Annotated in this window: 16 protein-coding genes and 2 tRNA genes; 13 read left to right on the top strand and 5 right to left on the bottom strand. The window is 50.4% G+C overall.

The window, feature by feature from the left end:
- Positions 1–77: 77 nt before the first annotated feature.
- The 3 genes from NB640_RS03235 to NB640_RS03225 all read right to left on the bottom strand — a co-directional run bounded on the left by NB640_RS03235 (position 78) and on the right by NB640_RS03225 (position 1,385).
- On the bottom strand, positions 78–368 hold the full coding sequence (locus NB640_RS03235) for an H-NS histone family protein (RefSeq protein ID WP_269309722.1): 291 nt from the start codon (positions 366–368) through the stop codon (positions 78–80).
- Positions 369–513: 145 nt separating this feature from the next.
- A complete protein-coding gene (locus tag NB640_RS03230; RefSeq protein ID WP_269309720.1) occupies positions 514–963 on the bottom strand; it encodes a putative toxin-antitoxin system toxin component, PIN family in 450 nt (149 codons plus the stop codon).
- A gap of 29 nt (positions 964–992) precedes the next feature.
- Positions 993–1,385 (bottom strand): hypothetical protein, encoded by a 393-nt coding sequence (locus NB640_RS03225; RefSeq protein ID WP_269309719.1) that lies wholly within the window; start codon positions 1,383–1,385, stop codon positions 993–995.
- A gap of 164 nt (positions 1,386–1,549) precedes the next feature.
- Here NB640_RS03225 and NB640_RS03220 point away from each other — a divergent pair, with 164 nt between their 5' ends.
- Entirely contained in the window at positions 1,550–2,008 is a 459-nt protein-coding gene (locus NB640_RS03220) for a RidA family protein (RefSeq protein ID WP_269309718.1), read from the top strand.
- A gap of 76 nt (positions 2,009–2,084) precedes the next feature.
- Here NB640_RS03220 and parC read toward each other — a convergent pair whose 3' ends face one another.
- Together parC and NB640_RS03210 are read right to left on the bottom strand one after the other, a co-directional pair.
- On the bottom strand, positions 2,085–4,439 hold the full coding sequence (gene parC / locus NB640_RS03215; protein WP_269310382.1) for a DNA topoisomerase IV subunit A: 2,355 nt from the start codon (positions 4,437–4,439) through the stop codon (positions 2,085–2,087).
- A gap of 20 nt (positions 4,440–4,459) precedes the next feature.
- Entirely contained in the window at positions 4,460–6,436 is a 1,977-nt protein-coding gene (locus NB640_RS03210; protein ID WP_269309717.1) for a DNA topoisomerase IV subunit B, read from the bottom strand.
- A 286-nt stretch (positions 6,437–6,722) separates the two neighbouring features.
- On the opposite strand from NB640_RS03210, the gene rimP reads away from it, so the two are divergent.
- The 12 genes from rimP to NB640_RS03150 all read left to right on the top strand — a co-directional run bounded on the left by rimP (position 6,723) and on the right by NB640_RS03150 (position 18,941).
- Positions 6,723–7,205 carry a ribosome maturation factor RimP gene (gene rimP / locus NB640_RS03205; RefSeq protein WP_408637938.1) on the top strand — a complete coding sequence of 161 codons (483 nt, stop codon included), beginning with the start codon at positions 6,723–6,725 and terminating at the stop codon, positions 7,203–7,205.
- The gene (gene nusA, locus NB640_RS03200) at positions 7,202–8,761 is read left to right on the top strand and encodes a transcription termination factor NusA (protein ID WP_269309715.1); all 1,560 of its coding nucleotides are present in this window, start codon (positions 7,202–7,204) and stop codon (positions 8,759–8,761) included. The genes rimP and nusA overlap by 4 nt, the downstream gene beginning before the upstream one ends.
- A gap of 54 nt (positions 8,762–8,815) precedes the next feature.
- Positions 8,816–11,569 (top strand): translation initiation factor IF-2, encoded by a 2,754-nt coding sequence (infB, locus tag NB640_RS03195; protein ID WP_269309714.1) that lies wholly within the window; start codon positions 8,816–8,818, stop codon positions 11,567–11,569.
- A 48-nt stretch (positions 11,570–11,617) separates the two neighbouring features.
- Positions 11,618–12,010 carry a 30S ribosome-binding factor RbfA gene (gene rbfA, locus NB640_RS03190; RefSeq protein WP_269309712.1) on the top strand — a complete coding sequence of 131 codons (393 nt, stop codon included), beginning with the start codon at positions 11,618–11,620 and terminating at the stop codon, positions 12,008–12,010.
- Positions 12,011–12,027: 17 nt separating this feature from the next.
- Positions 12,028–12,957 (top strand): tRNA pseudouridine(55) synthase TruB, encoded by a 930-nt coding sequence (truB, locus tag NB640_RS03185; RefSeq protein ID WP_269309711.1) that lies wholly within the window; start codon positions 12,028–12,030, stop codon positions 12,955–12,957.
- Between the two features lie 82 nt (positions 12,958–13,039).
- Positions 13,040–14,881: a translational GTPase TypA gene (typA, locus tag NB640_RS03180; RefSeq protein ID WP_269309709.1), complete on the top strand. Its 1,842-nt coding sequence runs from the start codon at positions 13,040–13,042 to the stop codon at positions 14,879–14,881.
- Positions 14,882–14,896: 15 nt separating this feature from the next.
- Positions 14,897–15,781 (top strand): DMT family transporter, encoded by an 885-nt coding sequence (locus NB640_RS03175; RefSeq protein ID WP_269309708.1) that lies wholly within the window; start codon positions 14,897–14,899, stop codon positions 15,779–15,781.
- A 249-nt stretch (positions 15,782–16,030) separates the two neighbouring features.
- Complete coding sequence (locus NB640_RS03170) at positions 16,031–16,303, top strand: HU family DNA-binding protein (RefSeq protein WP_269309707.1); 273 nt, start codon at positions 16,031–16,033, stop codon at positions 16,301–16,303.
- A gap of 54 nt (positions 16,304–16,357) precedes the next feature.
- Positions 16,358–16,433 (top strand) — tRNA-Val (locus NB640_RS03165).
- Positions 16,434–16,455: 22 nt separating this feature from the next.
- Positions 16,456–16,532: transfer RNA gene (locus NB640_RS03160), tRNA-Asp, on the top strand.
- A gap of 76 nt (positions 16,533–16,608) precedes the next feature.
- On the top strand, positions 16,609–18,534 hold the full coding sequence (locus NB640_RS03155; RefSeq protein ID WP_269309706.1) for a SurA N-terminal domain-containing protein: 1,926 nt from the start codon (positions 16,609–16,611) through the stop codon (positions 18,532–18,534).
- On the top strand, positions 18,531–18,941 hold the full coding sequence (locus tag NB640_RS03150; protein ID WP_269309705.1) for a PaaI family thioesterase: 411 nt from the start codon (positions 18,531–18,533) through the stop codon (positions 18,939–18,941). Before NB640_RS03155 ends, NB640_RS03150 begins: the two co-directional genes overlap by 4 nt.
- Positions 18,942–18,952 lie beyond the last annotated feature (11 nt).

The following is an 18,952-nucleotide window of genomic DNA, read 5'->3' as shown; positions in this document are numbered from 1 at the left end:
GGAAACTGGGGGGAAACCATAATAAAAAAAGAACAATTGCCTCTCATCAGGCAATTGTTCTTTTTTATACAGAAACCTTATTTAATCAGGTATTTTTCTTTGTTTTTCTGATCGATCCATTTGGGTGCTTTCCCGCGCCCTGACCATGTTTCTCCCGTAGACGGATTACGGTATTTTGGGGCAAGCGGCGCCCTTGTACGGGTGCTTTTCTTTTTTGAACCCATGCCGAGATCAGCAAAGGTAATACCAAATTCCGCCATAATGGATTTAACCTGGCTGATGGCATTGCCCAGTTCTTTCTTTCTCAATTCTTCCGCCTGTTGCTGGAGTTGTTTGATTTGATCCTGTATCTGTTTGTATGTCGACATATTTATCCTGTGAATAAATGCAATGGATTTTTTATTATCAAAACAATTTGATAGGAAATAAATAATTTATAAAAATAAATTGTTTTTATAATACAAGAATAATGCAGGAAAAGGATAAAGAAAATAGGTTTTTCCGGTTTTTTTATTAATCTGTTTTAATCGCGGTTGATATCAGATATGACTGTTCCGGTTTTATGATTTGAAAAAGAGAGGATTTCCTTGCTTTTGCGGCCAGCTTTAATAAGGCTTTGTCTTTTGTTACCAGAAATTTTGCATTGGCATCATAAGCGACTTCAAGAAACTTTTGATCGTCCTGATCCTGGCACAGCGGGAGAATCGCATAGTTTTTCTTTTCAAAATCACGACAGTAAATGACATTATCATATTCGGTCATGCATCGCCGGCGAACGGGTTCATCCAGGGAGAGAACGGGGTACATAAGCACTCTTAGCCATTCATCCCGGCAGTCGTCCTGCGTTACGGCTTTTACTGTTCCCCTTTCCAGCATCTGCGCCAGTGCATTGCAGCGGCTGTCATGAAAAACGAAAAGATCCAGGCAAACGTTGGTATCCAGAACAATACAGGATGTATTCATATTATTTTATTCAAGTCACAATGGGTAAACTACTCGCCTGTCTTTTCCCGGATTTGCTGTTTTAATGCATCAATTCCCTCTGATTCAATCATTTTAACGATCTGATCGTGTTTTTCCACGGATTCATTCCATGTTGCATGCTGCCATTTGGGATGAATATCACCTTCCATCCCGAAAATCATGGTTTCAAACAAACGTTTTTCTCCTATGCCAAAAGAATAGTCAATTCCTGTAAATATGGTCGAGACAAGACATTCATTTATCCGGCTTTGCCTGACAATCCGGCTGGACTCCCGTTGCATGTTCCTTGCGTATTCATCCAGGTTGCAGCGGACAGGCTCGTGATCAACCAGTTTATAAAAGTGGTCGTCGATTGCTGTATGGATTTCTTCAGTGATGGGATTTTTTTCTGGATCCGTCATATTGATGGCTAGATAATACAGGTTTTGAAAAACAGCATTTTATCGGGATATGCTGACTTTATTTTCTGAATAAATATACAATCGACATTGTATCGATATAATTTTTAATTCAGCATGCCACATTGCGATGGTGTTCTTTTAAATGAATTGAACAGGAAGATAAAATGCCTTGTTATGAAAAATTGAAAGCACTGCAGATTGAGTTGCCTGAGGTTGCCGAGCCGGTTGCCGCTTATGTCATGTATGTCCAGACAGGTAATACCGTGTATTTATCCGGCCACATTGCCAAAAAGAATGGGCAGCCCCACGTTGGCCAGTTGGGCAAAAATATTTCTGTCGAGGAAGGGCGTGTTGCCGCACGCAATATTGCTATCGACATGATGGCTACACTTCAGGCCGCATGTGGCGGAAACCTTAATCGTGTCAAACGGATTGTCAAGGTGTTGAGCCTGGTGAATTCCACGGGCGACTTTACCGAACATCATCTGGTTACCAATGGTGCGTCAGAATTGCTGGTTGAGATTTTTGGCCAGAAAGGCCGGCATGCGCGTTCGGCGTTCGGCGTCGCACAGATTCCGACAGGGGCCTGTGTTGAAATGGAAATGATTGCCGAAATTGAATAACGCTTTCAGGGTGAAAATAAAAATCCAGCTGGTATCGCTGGATTTTTATTATGGTTTCTTTGCTTAAGCGGCGGTGTTATTTTTCATCCGGCATATTCGTATGAGACGCAGAAGGTACTGGCTCAAGATTGACCGGCTTGAAGCGGGATTCAATAACCCGTCCTTTCCTGGCCCGCTTGCCTGAATAGGTATTGATACCGTTGCCGGATATCCGGATTTCGTGCCGGGTCTGGTTTTTTGCAAGGCAGACGACAACGCACCCTTTTTCATCTGTAGGCAGTGCCGCAAGGAGGGTTTCTTTCGGGTCAAGCGCCATCAGGATAACGCCATGCCCGCCACTGGACAGATGGCGAAGCTCTTCGATTGGGAACATCAGGAAGCGCCCCTGTCTGGAGAGGCCGGCAATCCATTTGTCTTTTTCCCGGATGGGCCGAGGCTGAAGCAATTGCTCATTTTTTTCAAGCGCAATAAAGAGTTTTCCCTGACGAACCCGGCTGGTCATGTCGGCCACTTTTGCGCCAAAACCATAGCCTGTGCTGGTAGCGATCAACAGTGACATGTCAGCGGGACCGGCAAAGTAGTGCATGATCGGGTCATTCGGAGCGACTTCAATGAAAGTGGTAATGGGCATGCCATCACCTCTTGCATTCGGCAACTGGTGAACGGCGACAGAATAAATACGGCCGGTTGACCCAAAAACCAGAAGCTGGTCTGTGCTTCGGCATTCAAATGTGCCGTATAACGCATCGCCGGCCTTGAAGTTCAATTGGGAAAGATTATGCCCGTGCCCGGAACGGCTGCGTACCCAACCTTTTTCTGAAATGATGACCGTGACGGGTTCATCAATGATTTTCTGTTCGACAAAAGCCCGTTTGGCTTCTTCAATGAGGGTCCGTCGGGCATCGCCGAATTTTTTCTGGTCGGTTTCGATTTCACGGATGACTCTCCTTCTCATGGAGGCCGGATTATTCAGGAGATCATGCAGCGTGTCTTTTTCTTCCCGTAGTGCTGTCAGCTCCTGCTCGATCCTGAGTTTTTCCATCCGGGCCAACTGGCGCAGGCGAATCTCCAGAATATCGTCGGCCTGACGTTCCGACAGCTTGAAAGCCTTGATCAGCGCTGGCTTTGGCTCGTCTGAATCACGAATGATGCGAATAACCTTGTCAATGTTCAGAAGGACCATTTCACGGCCTTCCAGGATGTGGATGCGATCATCCACCCGTCCCAGGCGCCACTCTGTGCGGCGGCGAACCGTATCAAAGCGGAATGTTGTCCATTCCTGCAGGATATCGCGCAGTCCTTTTTGTCTGGGGCTGCCATCCAGGCCGATCATGACCAGATTAAGCGAGGTATTACTTTCAAGTGAGGTATGCGACAGGAGCAACTGCATGAATTCTTCCGGGTCCTGACGTTTCGAGCGCGGTTCAAACACGAGGCGAACCGGCGCATCCCGGCTGGATTCATCACGAATACTGTCAAGTACACCCAGCATGGTCTGCCGCAATGCATTCTGCTCTGCTGACAGGGATTTTTTGCCCGGGCGTACTTTGGGATTGGTCATTTCCTCAATTTCTTCCATGATCTTTTGTGATGAGGTGCCATGCGGCAGTTCATTGACCACAATCTGCCATTGTCCTCTTGCCATTTCCTCCACTTCCCAGCGGGCACGCACCTTGAGGCTGCCACGGCCGTTTTCGTACATTTCTGCGATCTGTCCGGACGCGGTAATAATCTGTCCACCGCCGGGAAAGTCGGGCCCCGGCACAATTTCCATCAGCTCGGCATGGCTGATTTTGGGGTTTCGTATCAGTGCGATGACGGCCCTGGCTATTTCCGCGAGATTATGTGGCGGGATTTCCGTTGCCATGCCAACTGCAATACCGGATGAACCGTTTAACAGTGTCAGCGGCAGCCTGGAAGGAAGCATTCTTGGTTCTTCAGAAGAGCCGTCATAGTTTGGGACAAAATCAACGGTTCCCAGGTCAATTTCTTCCAGCAGCAATTCCGCAATCGGCGTCAGGCGCGCTTCGGTATATCGCATGGCCGCAGCGCCATCGCCGTCACGGGAGCCAAAATTACCCTGTCCGTCAATCAGTGGATAGCGCATGGAGAAATCCTGTGCCATGCGAACCAGCGCATCATAAACAGACTGGTCACCATGGGGATGCAGCTTGCCAAGCACATCACCGACAACTGCAGCTGACTTTCTCGGCTTGGAACTGGTGGTAAGCCCAAGTTCATTCATGGCATATAAAATGCGACGCTGGACAGGCTTTTGCCCATCACAGACATCAGGCAGGGCGCGTCCCTTGACGACTGAAATGGCATAATCCAGATAGGCGCGCTCGGCAAAATTGGCGAGTGTCAATGCGTCGTCATCGTTTGCCGGTTCTGGCTGTAATTGATCAAAAAGGCTGGGTTGAGGTGTCATATCCATAGTTATCCGGTCAATCAGATATCGGCCTGGGCTTCATGGCCGTGTTCTTCCATCCACGCCCGGCGGGCAGCGGCTTCTCCTTTGCCCATCAACATCTGGAAACGGGCTTCCGAATGTTGCTGCCCCATATCGCCCAATGTGACAGGAAGCAGACGCCGGGTATCCGGATTGAGCGTGGTTTCCCATAATTGTTCCGCGTTCATTTCTCCCAAGCCCTTGAAGCGGGAAATGGCCAGGGCGCTGTCCTTGACTTCATCTTTTCGCAGCTTGTCGCGAATGGCAAAAAGTTCGGTTTCATCAAGCGCATAGAGTTTCTGTACCGGTCGCTTTCCGCGGGCGGGGACATCAACACGATAAAGCGGTGGACGGGCAACACAGATATTGCCGTTTTCGATCAGCTTGGGAAAATGACGGAAAAACAGCGTCAGAAGCAGTACCTGGATGTGTGAACCATCCACGTCGGCATCAGAAAGAATACAGATTTTTCCATAACGCAAACCGGAAAGATCCGGATTATCGTTTACATCGTGCGGGTCGACACCAATGGCAACGGAAATATCATGAATTTCCTGATTGGCAAACAGGCGGTTTCTTTCCGTTTCCCAGGAATTAAGGACTTTGCCGCGCAAAGGCAGGATCGCCTGGAATTCCTTGTTCCTTCCCATTTTTGCCGAGCCGCCTGCCGAATCGCCTTCGACCAGAAACAGTTCATTTCTGGTGATATCCGTTGATTCGCAATCCGTCAGCTTGCCGGGTAAAACAGCAACGCCTGACGATTTTTTCTTTTCAACTTTTTGCGCAGAACGCAGACGTGACTGGGCCTGGCGGATAACCAGATCGGCCAGTTTGCGTCCCTGGTCCACATTCTGATTGAGCCACAGTTCCAGCGGCGGGCGAACAAAATGGGAGACCAGCCTGACCGCATCGCGGGAATTAAGCCGTTCCTTGATCTGCCCCTGAAACTGCGGGTCCAGTACCCGTGCAGACAAGAGAAAGGATACCCGTGCAAAAACATCCTCAGGCAGCAGCCGAATACCTTTGGGCAGAAGCGAATGCATTTCCGCAAAGCTTTTAACCGCATTGAAAAGGCCGTCGCGCAGTCCGCTTTCATGCGTGCCGCCGGCTGATGTGGGAATCAGGTTCACATAGGATTCACGTACCAGCGGCCCTTCTGCTGTCCAGGCCACGATCCAGGCAGCGCCTTCGCCAACTGCAAAGCCTTCCTGGGCGTTGGCTGCATAGTGCTCACCTTCAAATAGCGGGATAACCGTATCTTCGTCCATTTCCAGTCCAAGCTGTTCGGAAAGATAGCTGCGAAAGCCGTTTTCATACCGCCAGGTTTCGGTTTCCCCCGTTTTTTCATTCAAAAGCGAGACAGTGGCGCCCGGCAAAAGAATTGCCTTGGAACGAAGCAGGTGTCTGAGTTCAGTCAATGGAATAGCCGGACTGTCAAAATACTTCGCGTCAGGCCAGACGGTGACTTTCGTTCCCGATTTTTTTTCACCCCGCGCCAGTGGCCGTGATTTCAGCTTTTCCGTGACTTCACCTTCCGTAAAGGTGATTTCATGCATTTTCTTGTCGCGACAGACATTGACTTCGACCCTGGTGGAAAGGGCATTTGTTACGGATACACCGACGCCATGCAGACCGCCGGAAAATGTATAGGCGTTTTCCATGCCTTTCTGGAATTTACCGCCGGAATGCAGACGGGTAAAAATCACTTCAATCGTGGGAATCTTTTCTTCAGGATGACGGCCAACCGGTATGCCTCTGCCATCATCTTCCACACTGACACTGCCATCCGTGTGCAGGGTGACCTGGATGTTTTTGCAATAGCCCGCAATCGCTTCATCTGAGGCATTGTCAATGACTTCGGTGATAATGTGCAGTGGGCTTTCCGTCCGGGTGTACATGCCGGGCCGCTGGCGGACAGGCTCCAGTCCTTTCAGAACCTGGATGGATGATTCGTTGTATAAGGCTTTTTCTGACATCTGGTGAAGTGTATCGTTTCCGGTAAAAATGAAAGATTTAAAAATAACCGATTTTACAACGACTGGGTTATGCCGGTTGGAAATAGAAGAACAGGCAGCGTTTATCCTGCTTCAAATAACGTGCGCAACCCATTGCGAATCTGTATGTAATTGTATATAATTGAAAATTAATGTGGTTTTTCAGAACAAGTTTGAAACACGGATATGGGCGCACGCCCATTTTTTTTTCATTGGAGCAATGAAAAAGCGTGTTGGAGTATACACAAGTGCTTGGCCGGGGGCGGATTTGTTACAGGATTTAATAGAAAAAACCGTAAATGGCTGCGGCTATGATCTGGTTGATGTCGAACGCGCATCAGACGGGTTGTTGCGCGTGTATATCGACTTTTTGCCGGAAGATGCCGCCAAGGGCAATATCACGGTAAAAGACTGTGAAACCGTCAGTCATCAGCTGTCGCATGTGTTGACAGTTGAGGATGTGGATTATGAGCGTCTGGAAGTTTCTTCTCCCGGCCTGGACAGGCCACTGAAGCGATTTTCAGATTATGTCCGCTTTGCGGGGATGGAAGCCAATGTCAAATTGCGCGTGCCTGTTGACGGTATGTCAAACCGTCGGGTTTTTCAGGGCATATTGCAGGTGCCCGAAGGGGATGAGCTGGCATTGGAGTTTGATACAAAGGAAGGCGCAGCACTGCTGCACTTTTCTCTTTCTGACATAGATAAGGCACGGTTAGTGCCACAGGTGAATTTTAGGGGCCGAAAAAAATGAGTTTCGAAATTCTGCAACTGGTTGATGCGCTTGCGCGTGAAAAAAATGTCGACAAGGAAGTGGTCCTTGGCGCGCTGGAACACGCTCTGGCGTCGGCAACCAAAAAGCGTTATCCAGGTGACGTGGATATCAGGGTGGCAATTGACCGGAAGAACGGTGAGTTTGAAACCTTCCGCAGATGGCATGTGGTTCCTGATGAGGCGGGATTACAGCTGCCGGATCAGGAAATCCTGTACTTTGAAGCAAAAGAGCAGATTCCGGACATTGAAGTCGATGATTATCTTGAAGAACATATCGAATCCATTGAGTTTGGTCGCCGTTTTGCACAGGACACCAAACAGATCGTTCTACAGCGTATCCGCGATGCCGAGCGGGAACAGATACTGACAGATTTCCTGGCTCGAGGCGATACGCTGGTTACCGGTGCCATCAAGAGAATGGAGCGCGGTGATGCGATTATTGAATCCGGAAAGGTTGAGGCACGTCTGCCACGGGATCAGATGATTCCCAAAGAAAATCTGCGTGTGGGTGATCGTGTTCGTGCCTACATTTTGCGGGTTGACAGAAGTGCGCGTGGCCAGCAGGTGATCCTGTCCCGTACGGCGCCGGAATTCATTATCAAGCTTTTTGAACTGGAAGTGCCCGAAATGGAGCAGGGGCTGCTTGAAATCAAGTCAGCTGCCCGCGATCCGGGTGTCCGTGCCAAAATCGCTGTTTTTACCAGTGACAAACGGATTGATCCTATCGGAACCTGTGTGGGTATTCGTGGTTCACGGGTGCAGGCCGTCACAGGCGAACTGGGCGGTGAACGCGTGGATATTGTGCTCTGGTCTGAAGATCCGGCACAGTTTGTGATTGGCGCACTGGCACCGGCCAATGTTTCTTCTATTGTGGTTGATGAAGAGCAGCATGCCATGGATGTGATTGTTGATGAGGAAAATCTGGCTATTGCGATTGGCCGGAGCGGGCAGAATGTCCGCCTGGCTTCCGAGCTGACAAACTGGAAGATCAATATCATGACGGCCGAAGAGTCGGCGGATAAGTCAGCGGTGGAAACGGCGGGTATCCGTACGCTTTTCATGGAAAAGCTGAATGTGGACCAGGAAGTGGCAGATATTCTGATCGAGGAAGGCTTTTCCGCTCTGGAGGAAATCGCCTATGTACCGCTCAATGAAATGCTGGAAATTGACGCTTTTGATGAGGAAACTGTCAACGAGCTGCGTACCCGCGCGCGGGATGCACTGGTAACCGAAGCGATTGCCTCTGAAGAGGGCATGTCCAATATGGAGCCCGAACTGATCAACCTGGAAGGGATGGACAGAGGAACTGCAGGCAAGCTGGGATTGGCCGGTATCAAGACTCTGGCGGATTTTGGTGGACTTGCCTACGATGAATTTGGCGCGATCCTTGCTTTGCACACAGAGCGAGCACGCGAGCTGATTGACAATGGTTTTGAAGATGTAACCGATGATGAGATGGCGCTCATTGATGCCAAGTATGATGATCATGCGAAGGTATTGCAGTCACGTGTGTGGGAAATAATCGAGGCGGAGTAATCGCTGGCTGGAATTTGCACGGACTGAATCGTGGTAGACAGGAAAGAGGAAGGAATGGCGACTAATAACGTAGCTCAATTTGCTGCAGAACTGAATATGCCGGCCGATGCGCTGCTGGGACAGTTACGCAATGCGGGAGTTGAGAAAAAATCAGTGGATGATTCCCTGACCAACGCAGACAAGGACAAGCTGCTGAGCTATCTGCGCGGATCACATGGCAATCCGGCCGAGGAAAAGAAAAAAATCTCGCTGACCCGCAAGGAGACAAGTGAGATCAAACAGGCTGACGCATCAGGAAAATCGCGTACGATTCAGGTTGAGGTCCGTAAAAAGCGTACATTCAAGCGGGAGGAGCCTGCTGCTGAAAAAGCGACCCCTAAAGCGCCTCCTGCTCCGGTTATTGATGAAGCAGAGCAGAAAAAACGCGCAGAGGAGTCCCGTCGCCAGGCTGAACTGATCGCACGCCAGGAAGCAGAGCTGCGTGAAAAACAGGCGAAACTGGCAGAGCTGGAAGCGGAAAAAGCCGCACGCCAGCAAGCCGAAGAAGAAGCGCGTTTAGCCGCTGCATCGTCAGAAAAGGATGTCGTAGAAGAAGCGGAAAACAAGACAGAGGAAGCGGCGCAAGCAGCGGAAAAAATAGCGGCTGAGCAAGCAGAAAAAGCCGAAGAAGCGGAAAGAACCCGGCAGGCTGTTGAAGATGAAGTGGCACAGATCAAGGCCATGATGACGCCGCCCAAGAAGGTTGCCAAGCAGCCGGAGGCTGAAGCGCCTGCGAAGAAAGATACTGCAACGCTGCGCCGTCCGGCGGACAAAAAAGGTACTGCGCCAAAAGAAGAGAAAAAAGGCACCGTCGAGAAGAAGTCCATCAAGTCTGCCAATGTGGCTTCCACCTGGCAGGAAGATGCAGCCAAAAAACGCAATGCGGGCATAAAAAACCGGGGTGGCGCTGCAACAGGTGGGCGTGATGGTTGGAGAAGCGGTGGCGGCAGAAACCGCAAAGGACAGCAGGCAGCTGATAGAGAAAGCAATTTCCAGCAGCCGACAGAAGCCGTTATCAAAAATATTCATGTTCCGGAAACCATTACCGTTGCCGAACTTGCCCATCAGATGGCAGTAAAGGCATCTGAAGTCATCAAGCAGCTTATGTCACTTGGACAGATGGTGACGATCAACCAGGTATTGGACCAGGAAACGGCCATGATCCTGGTTGAGGAAATGGGACACAAGGCATTTGCCGCCAAAATTCAGGATCATGAGGCAGACCTTGCCGCCATGGGAGAGGATGCGGATGCCGAGCTGTTGCCCAGGGCGCCGGTTGTCACGGTTATGGGTCACGTTGACCATGGCAAGACGTCATTGCTTGACTACATTCGCCGGACAAAAATTGCATCAGGCGAAGCCGGTGGTATTACCCAGCATATTGGCGCTTATCATGTGAAAACCCCTAACGGGATGATTACCTTCCTTGATACACCAGGCCATGAGGCGTTTACCGCCATGCGTGCCCGCGGCGCCAAGGCGACTGATATTGTCATTCTGGTTGTCGCTGCTGATGACGGTGTGATGCCGCAGACGAAAGAAGCAATTGCCCATGCGAAAGCGGCCGGCGTTCCTCTGGTTGTCGCCATTAACAAGATCGATAAATCGGGCGCCAATGTTGACCGTGTTACCCAGGAACTGATTGCAGAAGATGTCGTTCCGGAGCAGTATGGCGGTGATGCGCCGTTTGTGCCGGTTTCAGCAAAAAGCGGTCAGGGTATCGACAACCTGCTGGAAAATGTCCTGTTGCAGGCAGAGATACTGGAACTGACAGCACCGATAGATGTACCGGCAAAAGGGCTGGTTATCGAAGCGCGCCTGGACAAGGGACGCGGACCGGTAGCAACCATTCTCGTGCAATCCGGTACCCTTCACAAGACAGATGTGGTGCTTGTCGGGCAGGAATTCGGGCGTGTACGTGCCATGCTGGATGAAAATGCCAAGCCTGTTGATGATGCAGGCCCGAGTATTCCGGTTGAAATCCAGGGATTGACGGGTGTTCCCGCTGCTGGTGAAGAAGTGCTGGTAATGACAGACGAGCGCAAGGCACGTGAGATTGCACTTTTCAGGCAGGGTAAATTCCGCGACGTCAAACTGGCCAGACAGCAGGCCGCCAAACTGGAAAATATGTTTGACCAGATTGCAGAAGGTGAAGTGAAGACCCTTCCGCTGATTATCAAGACGGATGTGCAGGGTTCCCAGGAAGCGCTGACCAGCTCCATGCTCAAGCTTTCCAATGATGAGGTCCGCCTGCAGGTGGTCCACGCCGGTGTGGGTGGTATTACAGAATCAGATGTGAACCTTGCCGTCGCTTCCGGGGCCGTTATTATCGGCTTTAATACCCGCGCTGATGCGCAAACGCGTTCGCTTGCGGAAACGCATGGCATCGATATCCGTTATTACAATATCATTTATGACGCGATTGATGATGTCAAGGCGGCGATGTCCGGTATGCTGACACCGGAAAAACGCGAGCAGACGCTGGGTCTTGTGGATATCCGCCAGGTTATCCATGTCAGCCGGATCGGCTCTATTGCCGGTTGCTTTGTGCTGGAAGGACTTGTCCGGCGCGGTGCCCTGGTGCATCTGCTGCGAGACAACGTCGTTATCTGGTCAGGCGAGATTGATTCACTCAAGCGCTTCAAGGATGATGTGCGTGAAGTCAAGTCCGGCTTTGAGTGTGGTCTGACCCTGAGAGGGTATAACGATATCAAGGAAGGTGATCAGCTCGAGGTCTACGAAGTCCAGGAAATCGCAAGGACACTGTAATCTTGTCGTCTGATCGGGCAAACTGTTTTCGTGAAAGGGCAATGAGCAATGGCAAAACGTGGCAGATCAATTCCCGACCGCAGTCTGCGGGTGGCGGACCAGATCCAGAAGGATTTGTCTGAAATTCTTGCTTTAGAACTGAAAGACCCGCGTGTAGGCCTTGTGACGATTACCGAAGTGCAGGTGACGCCGGATTATGCCTATGCGAAGGTGTTTTTTACCACGCTCGATGACAGCGAAGACGCCATCAAGGAAACCCTTACCGGCCTGGAAAAAGCCAATGGTTTCATCCGGAATCAACTGAGCAAACGCCTGCATATCCATACCTTGCCGCAATTGCGTTTTGAATATGACCATTCCGTTGTGCACGGCATGGCGCTTTCCGATCTCATTGATCAGGCCAATTCGCAACGCGCCAGAGATGATGACGGGGAAGCATAACCCCGGGTTTTCCTGTTATGTCTGCTGCACCATCTCCCAAAAAACGCGTATCCGTACATGGCGTTATCCTGCTGGACAAGCCGGTTGGCCTGTCCAGTAATGATGCACTGGTGCGAGCCAAGCGCAAACTGAATGCGAAAAAAGCCGGGCATACCGGCACACTGGATCCCTTTGCTACCGGGCTGTTGCCGCTTTGTTTTGGTGAAGCGACCAAATTTGCACAGGATCTGCTTAATGCGGATAAAACCTACGAAACAACCGTTTTTCTCGGAGCGAGAACGTCCACCGGTGATACGGAAGGAGAAATCGTTTCCAGGGGGGATGCAGACCGTATCACGCGTGAAGATATCGAGGCCATCCTGCCCCGTTTTACCGGTGAAATCGATCAGGTCCCTCCCATGTATTCTGCATTGAAACGTGATGGCAAGCCTTTGTATGAATACGCCCGTGCCGGAATCGAACTGGAGCGTGAAGCCCGGCGGGTAGCGATCCATGAAATGGCGCTCCTTGATTTTTCACCGCCTTTTCTGACACTGCGGGTTTCATGCAGCAAGGGAACCTATATTCGTGTTTTGGGGGAGGATATTGGCGAAGCGCTTGGGTGTGGGGCGCATCTGCAAACACTCAGGCGTGTCAAAGTCGGCTCACTGGAAATAGACCATGCCAGTGCATTGGCTGATATTGAAAAGGTGGATGACTTACAGGCTGCCGCTTTTCTAAAGCCGGTCGATTACCTGTTATCAACTTTTCCGGCTATCCATTTATCCGAAGAGCAGGCCCGGCGTTTTATGCACGGACAACGGCTATCAATGGAAAAAGAAAAACCGCCCGTTTTTAATTCTGCCGAACGGGTGCGGGTATATGATGCAGCCAGAAAAAGACTTCTGGGCACGGCAATCATAAAGCCGGGTAATGTACTGGCGCCCGAACGGCTTATCGCCGTCTGAGTCGCCTGCGCTTTACCGGCAGGAAAAAGCTGCGTGATACAATCGCCGCTTCTTATATTCATCGCATACAGTACAGAAATTTATGTCTACAGCCAATCGCGCCATTCGGAATATCGCCATCATTGCACACGTTGATCATGGCAAAACCACACTTGTCGACCAGTTGCTTCATCAGTCCGGTACCTTCCGGGAAAACCAGACAGTGAGTGAGCGTGTCATGGACTCAAATGATCTGGAACGGGAGCGCGGGATAACCATCCTGGCGAAAAACTGTGCGGTCGAATACAACGGCACCAACATCAATATTGTCGATACGCCAGGGCATGCCGATTTTGGCGGTGAGGTTGAGCGCGTACTTTCCATGGTTGACAGCGTACTGCTCCTGGTTGATGCGGTTGAAGGGCCGATGCCTCAAACCCGTTTCGTCACCCGAAAAGCACTGGCACTGGGGCTCAAGCCGATAGTTGTTGTCAACAAGATTGATCGGTCAGGCGCCCGCCCTGAATGGGTAATCAACGCCACCTTCGAGTTGTTTGACAAGCTGGGTGCAACAGAAGAGCAGCTGGATTTTCCTGTCATTTATGCGTCAGCCTTAAATGGTTATGCCTCAACGGTTCCCGAAGCGCGTTCAGGCACCATGCGTCCCCTGTTTGATGCGATTTTAGAATATGTTCCCGTGCGGGATGCCGATGATCAAGGGCCGCTCCAGATGCAGATATCCTCTCTCGATTTTTCGTCTTATGTCGGAAAAATCGGGGTGGGCCGGATTAATCGTGGGCGAATACACCCCTTGCAGGATGTCGTTGTCATGAATGGCCCTGATGACACATCCCCGGTCAGGGCGCGCATCAATCAGGTGCTTCATTTCAGCGGGCTGGAAAGGATTCTGGTGGAGGAAGCCGTGGCAGGTGATATTGTCCTGATTAACGGGATAGATGAGATTGACATCGGTTCGACGGTTTGTGCCGTGGACAAACCGGAAGCGCTTCCGATGCTGACGGTTGATGAGCCCACCATGACGATGAATTTCATGGTGAATACCTCTCCTTTCGCCGGAAAAGAGGGCAAATTTGTCACGAGCCGCCAATTGCGGGAGCGCCTGGAAAAAGAGCTGAAATCCAACGTTGCCTTGCGGGTTGCATTAACTGACGATGAAACCGTTTTTGAGGTTTCCGGCAGGGGAGAGTTGCACCTGACCATCCTGATTGAAAACATGCGGCGTGAGGGCTATGAATTTGCTGTTTCACGTCCGACGGTCGTCTATAAAACCATAGACGGCAAAAGACATGAACCGTATGAATTGCTGACGGTCGACATGGAAGAGCTGGGTCAGGGTGCCGTGATGGAAGAACTGGGAAAACGCCGGGGCGAATTGCTTGACATGCAGCTTGATGGCAAGGGGCGGGTCAGGCTGGAGTACCGTATTCCTGCCAGGGGCCTGATCGGTTTTCAGGGTGAATACATGACACTCACCCGCGGAATGGGGTTGATGAGCCATATTTTTGACGATTATTATCCTGTTGATGAAGACAGGCCCGGTTTTGCCGGGCGGCGAAACGGCGTACTGGTTTCGCAGGATGATGGTCATGCTGTGGCTTATGCCTTGTGGAAGCTTCAGGAGCGGGGACGGATGTTTGTCAATCATAACGACCCGGTTTACGAAGGGATGATTATCGGTATCCATTCGCGCGACAACGACCTGGTGGTGAATCCTATCAAGGGAAAACAGCTGACCAATGTCCGGGCTTCAGGGACTGATGAAGCGGTGCGCCTGACGCCTCCCATACAGTTGTCACTGGAATATGCCGTGGAATTTATCAATGATGACGAACTGGTCGAGATTACGCCGAAGAGCATCCGTTTTCGCAAGCGCTTCCTGAAAGAGTATGAGCGAAAACGGGCTGCCCGCCAGGCAAATGACTGATTGATTTCCGATCTTATGACCAGACGTCCGGCCTTTTTTCTGATGGTTCTGGTTCCGCTTTTGTGGAGCATGGCGGGTATTTTTACCCGCCAGCTTGCTTTGCTGAAAAATGTTGAAATCGTTTTCTGGCGCAGCCTGTTTGCGGCGATTTTTGTTGCCGCTTACCTGGTGGTTGCCAGAAAAGAACCATTTTTTTCCGGCCTGAAAAAGCTGGGTTTGTCCGGTTTTTTATCAGCGTTGATGTGGGCCGTGATTTTTACCTGTTTCATGCTGGCACTGACATTAACGACCGTCGCCAATACCCTGCTTGTTGGTAGCATTACGCCGCTTCTGACGGCATTTTTTTCCTGGCTTTTTCTGGGAAAGAAAACACCTGTCAGAACATGGATTGCCATCGTCTTTACCATTGCCGGTGTGGTATGGATTTTTGCCGGGAATATCGGCAATATGAAAGACACCCATCTGGCCGGCCTGCTGTTTGCACTGGCAGTGCCTTTTGCCTATGCCACCAATTACATCATTTTCAGCCGGGCCGGGAAAACCATCGATATGATGCCTGCCATTTTTCTGGGTGGCGTTTTATCATCAGCAGCGATGATTCCACTGGCACTTCCGCTGGAAGCATCTGTTTCAGATATCGGTATTCTTGCCGTTTTAGGCGTTTTTCAATTGGGGCTTCCCTGCCTTTTACTGGTTTATGTCTCCCGTTTTTTATTCCCGGCAGAAATGGCCCTGATAGCCATGCTGGAGATTGTGTTAGGTCCGTTATGGGTATGGATTGGCATAAAAGAGGTGCCGTCAGTAGAAACACTGGTGGGTGGGAGTGTTGTTTTATTGTGTCTTTTGTCTCATGAAGTTGCGTCAATGCTACACATGAGAAATAAAAGAGGGAACCTTTAATTACTGATAAAAAACAGTGACTTGTTATTGTCTGTCACACGAAAAGAATAAATTTCTCGTTTTTTCTCTCCATTTTGCGGCAAATATGCATAAAATGAGCATTGCAGGTCGGTTCCGTAATATATATATTGGTAGTCTGATTTGTTTTCTACAGAGCAAATTTTTCTTGACAGCTTTATTGTGTACGCGTTTAATGTGCGCTTCAGGAAATTTTTTGTGGGTTCAACATAATTTTTAAGGGGAAATTGCGTGAATAAATCTGAGCTCGTCGAGCATATTGCAAAGTCAGCTGATATTTCCAAGGCCGCTGCCGCCCGGTCTCTGGATGCGATGATTGATGCTGTTAAAACTACACTGAAGAAAAACCAGAGCGTAACGCTGGTTGGTTTTGGCACGTTTAGCGTTGGCCAGCGCGCTGCCCGTTCAGGCCGTAATCCACGTACTGGCGAAGTCATCAAAATCAAATCTGCTAAAGTTCCTAAATTTAAAGCTGGTAAAGCTTTAAAAGATGCGGTAAACTAATTCTTTTGCTGGCGTCGTGACAAACGCCACAAGTTTGACTGGCTAAGGATAAAAGGGTGCTTAGCTCAGTTGGTAGAGCGGCGCCCTTACAAGGCGTAGGTCGGGAGTTCGACCCTCTCAGCACCCACCAACAGTCAAACTGGAAGTTTTCGGGAGTGGTAGTTCAGTTGGTTAGAATACCGGCCTGTCACGCCGGGGGTCGCGGGTTCGAGCCCCGTCCACTCCGCCAAACTGAAAAGGCGAACGCAAGTTCGCCTTTTTTTATCCTGTTTTCTGTTTTAATTCTGCTGCACGGATAGATCATCATGTTAGAGCTGATACGCCGTAACAAACTGATGACCCAGATTATTCTGCTGGTCTTTATCGTACCTTCCTTTATTTTTTTCGGAGTCCAGGGATATGACCTGATTGGTGATGGCAATGCGCCTGCCAAGGTAGACGGAAAAACCATCTCTGAACAGGAGTGGGAAAATGCCCAGCGCGAACAGGCGGATATGCTGCGTCAGCGGGCTGGCCAGCAATTTGATCCCAAATGGATCGAGTCGCCCAATTTCAAATGGATGGTGCTCGACAGGCTGATAGACAATCGGGTAATTTCAACAGAAATCGCCTCGGAAAAACTGGCGATACCCGATGTGATTGTCCTGCAGAAAATCATGGAAATTCCCGGCCTTACGACCGAAGATGGCAAGCTTGACAAGGAAAGGTATGAGGCAGGCCTGAAAGCCCAGGGCATGACAGACCAGATGCATTTTGCCATGATGCGCCAGGATCTCCTCCAGCAGCAGATTGCCGCACCATTGCAGTACGGTTTTTATGTGCCGCAACTGGCAACCGAACATATCTGGGATATTTTCGAGCAGGAGCGTGAGGTTCAGGTCAAGGTTTTCAAGGCTTCGGATTATCGCGCACAGGTTAAGGTGACGCCGGAAGAACTGGAGACTTATTACACAAACAATGGACCACAGTTTGCCATTCCCGAGCATGTAAGTATTGAACTGGTTGTGCTGGATATGCAGTCAATTGAAGACACCATCAAAATCAGTGAAGCGGACATCAAGTCCTATTATGAGCAAAATTCCAGACGTTTTGCTGTGCCTGAGGAGCGCAGGGTCAGCCATATCCTGATCGAAGTGCCGAAAAGCGCTTCAGAGTCGGATCATAAGGCTGCCCGTGACAAGGCGGAATCGCTTTTGGCTCAGTTGAAAGAAAATCCTGCCGGTTTTGCAGAGCTGGCCAAGGCCAATTCCAAGGATCCGGGCTCAGCTGCCGGAGGCGGCGATCTGGGGTTTTTCTCACGCGGCAAAATGGTGCGCCCTTTTGAAGAAGCGGCGTTTGTGCTGAGGAAAGGGGAGCTCAGTGAAGTGGTACAGACGGATTTTGGCTATCACATCATTATGCTGACGGACATCAAGCCAGCCGTTGAGAAACCGCTCTCGGCCGTTCGCCCACAGGTCGTGGAAGAAATCCAGAAGCAACTGGCAGCCAAAAAGTATGCCGAAGCGGCAGAAATTTTCTCCAATACGGTCTACGAGCAGCCGGACAGTCTGAAGCCGGTTGCTGACAAGCTGAAGCTGAAAATCCTGAAAGTGGATAACCTGACCCGCGAGCCCAATCCGGCCTATGCCAAGCATCCGGTTTTAAGCAATCCGAAATTCCTGCAGGCGGTTTTCTCGGATGAGGTGACCAAAAACAAACACAATACCGAAGCGATCGAAATCGGGCCGCAGTTTATGGTTGCTGCTCGCGCATCGCAGTATTACCCTGCGGCGGTCAAGCCGTTCAATGAAGTGAAAGGCGGTATTGAAAAAGTGATGCTGGCGCAAAAAACCGTACAGTTGGCGAAAGAAGCCGGTGAGGCCGAGCTGGCAAAACTGAAAGAGGGAAGTGTGCCCAGGGGCTTCTCTCCATCGGTTACCGTATCACGCCAGATGATCAATATGACCGGCAGGCTGGATCTGATGCCGATCATGAAAGCCGATATCAGCAAACTGCCGGCATATGTTCCTGGTGTGGATTATCCGGAAGGTTACGTCCTTTACCGTATCAACAAGGTGACGACACCGGTCAGACACAATCCCCAGATTCGTGAGGCCATGCGTACACAACTGATGCGCAGTACCGCGCAGCAGGAAATGTTTGCGTACATGAGTTACCTGCGTACCAAGGCCAAGGTGGAGCGTTTGAGAAAGCCCGAAGAGCAGAAAACCGAAACACCGAAGCAGCCATGATGCTTAGCGACAACCCGTTTCTGAATGAACTCGGCTTTGAATTGACCAGCATGGCTGGCGGCACGGCGGAAATCATTATCAAATTGCAGTCACAGCATATGAACAGCTGGCAGGTCATGCATGGCGGCATCATCATGACGCTTTTGGATGCCAGCATGTCACGGGCGGCCCGTTCGCTGGTGGAAGGGGTTACCAGCGCGGCAACGGTTGAAATGAAGACCAGTTTTTTTCAGCCCGGCGGCAAGGTTGACAGCCAGATCAGGGGCGTGGGCCGGGTATTGCACCGCTCAACGACCATGTACTACTGCGAGGGGGAAATCTGGAATGGCGAGTCGCTTGTCGCCAAGTCCATGGGAACATTCAAGGTGTTCAAGCGTGCCGATATCGCGCGCAGACTGAAGGTCTGAATCAGCCAGGC

This window comes from Oxalobacter vibrioformis (genome assembly GCF_027118995.1).
GTDB lineage: Bacteria > Pseudomonadota > Gammaproteobacteria > Burkholderiales > Burkholderiaceae_D > Oxalobacter > Oxalobacter vibrioformis.
The sequence above is the reverse complement of the archived record's forward strand: the minus strand, read 5'-3'. Positions and strand labels throughout refer to the sequence as shown.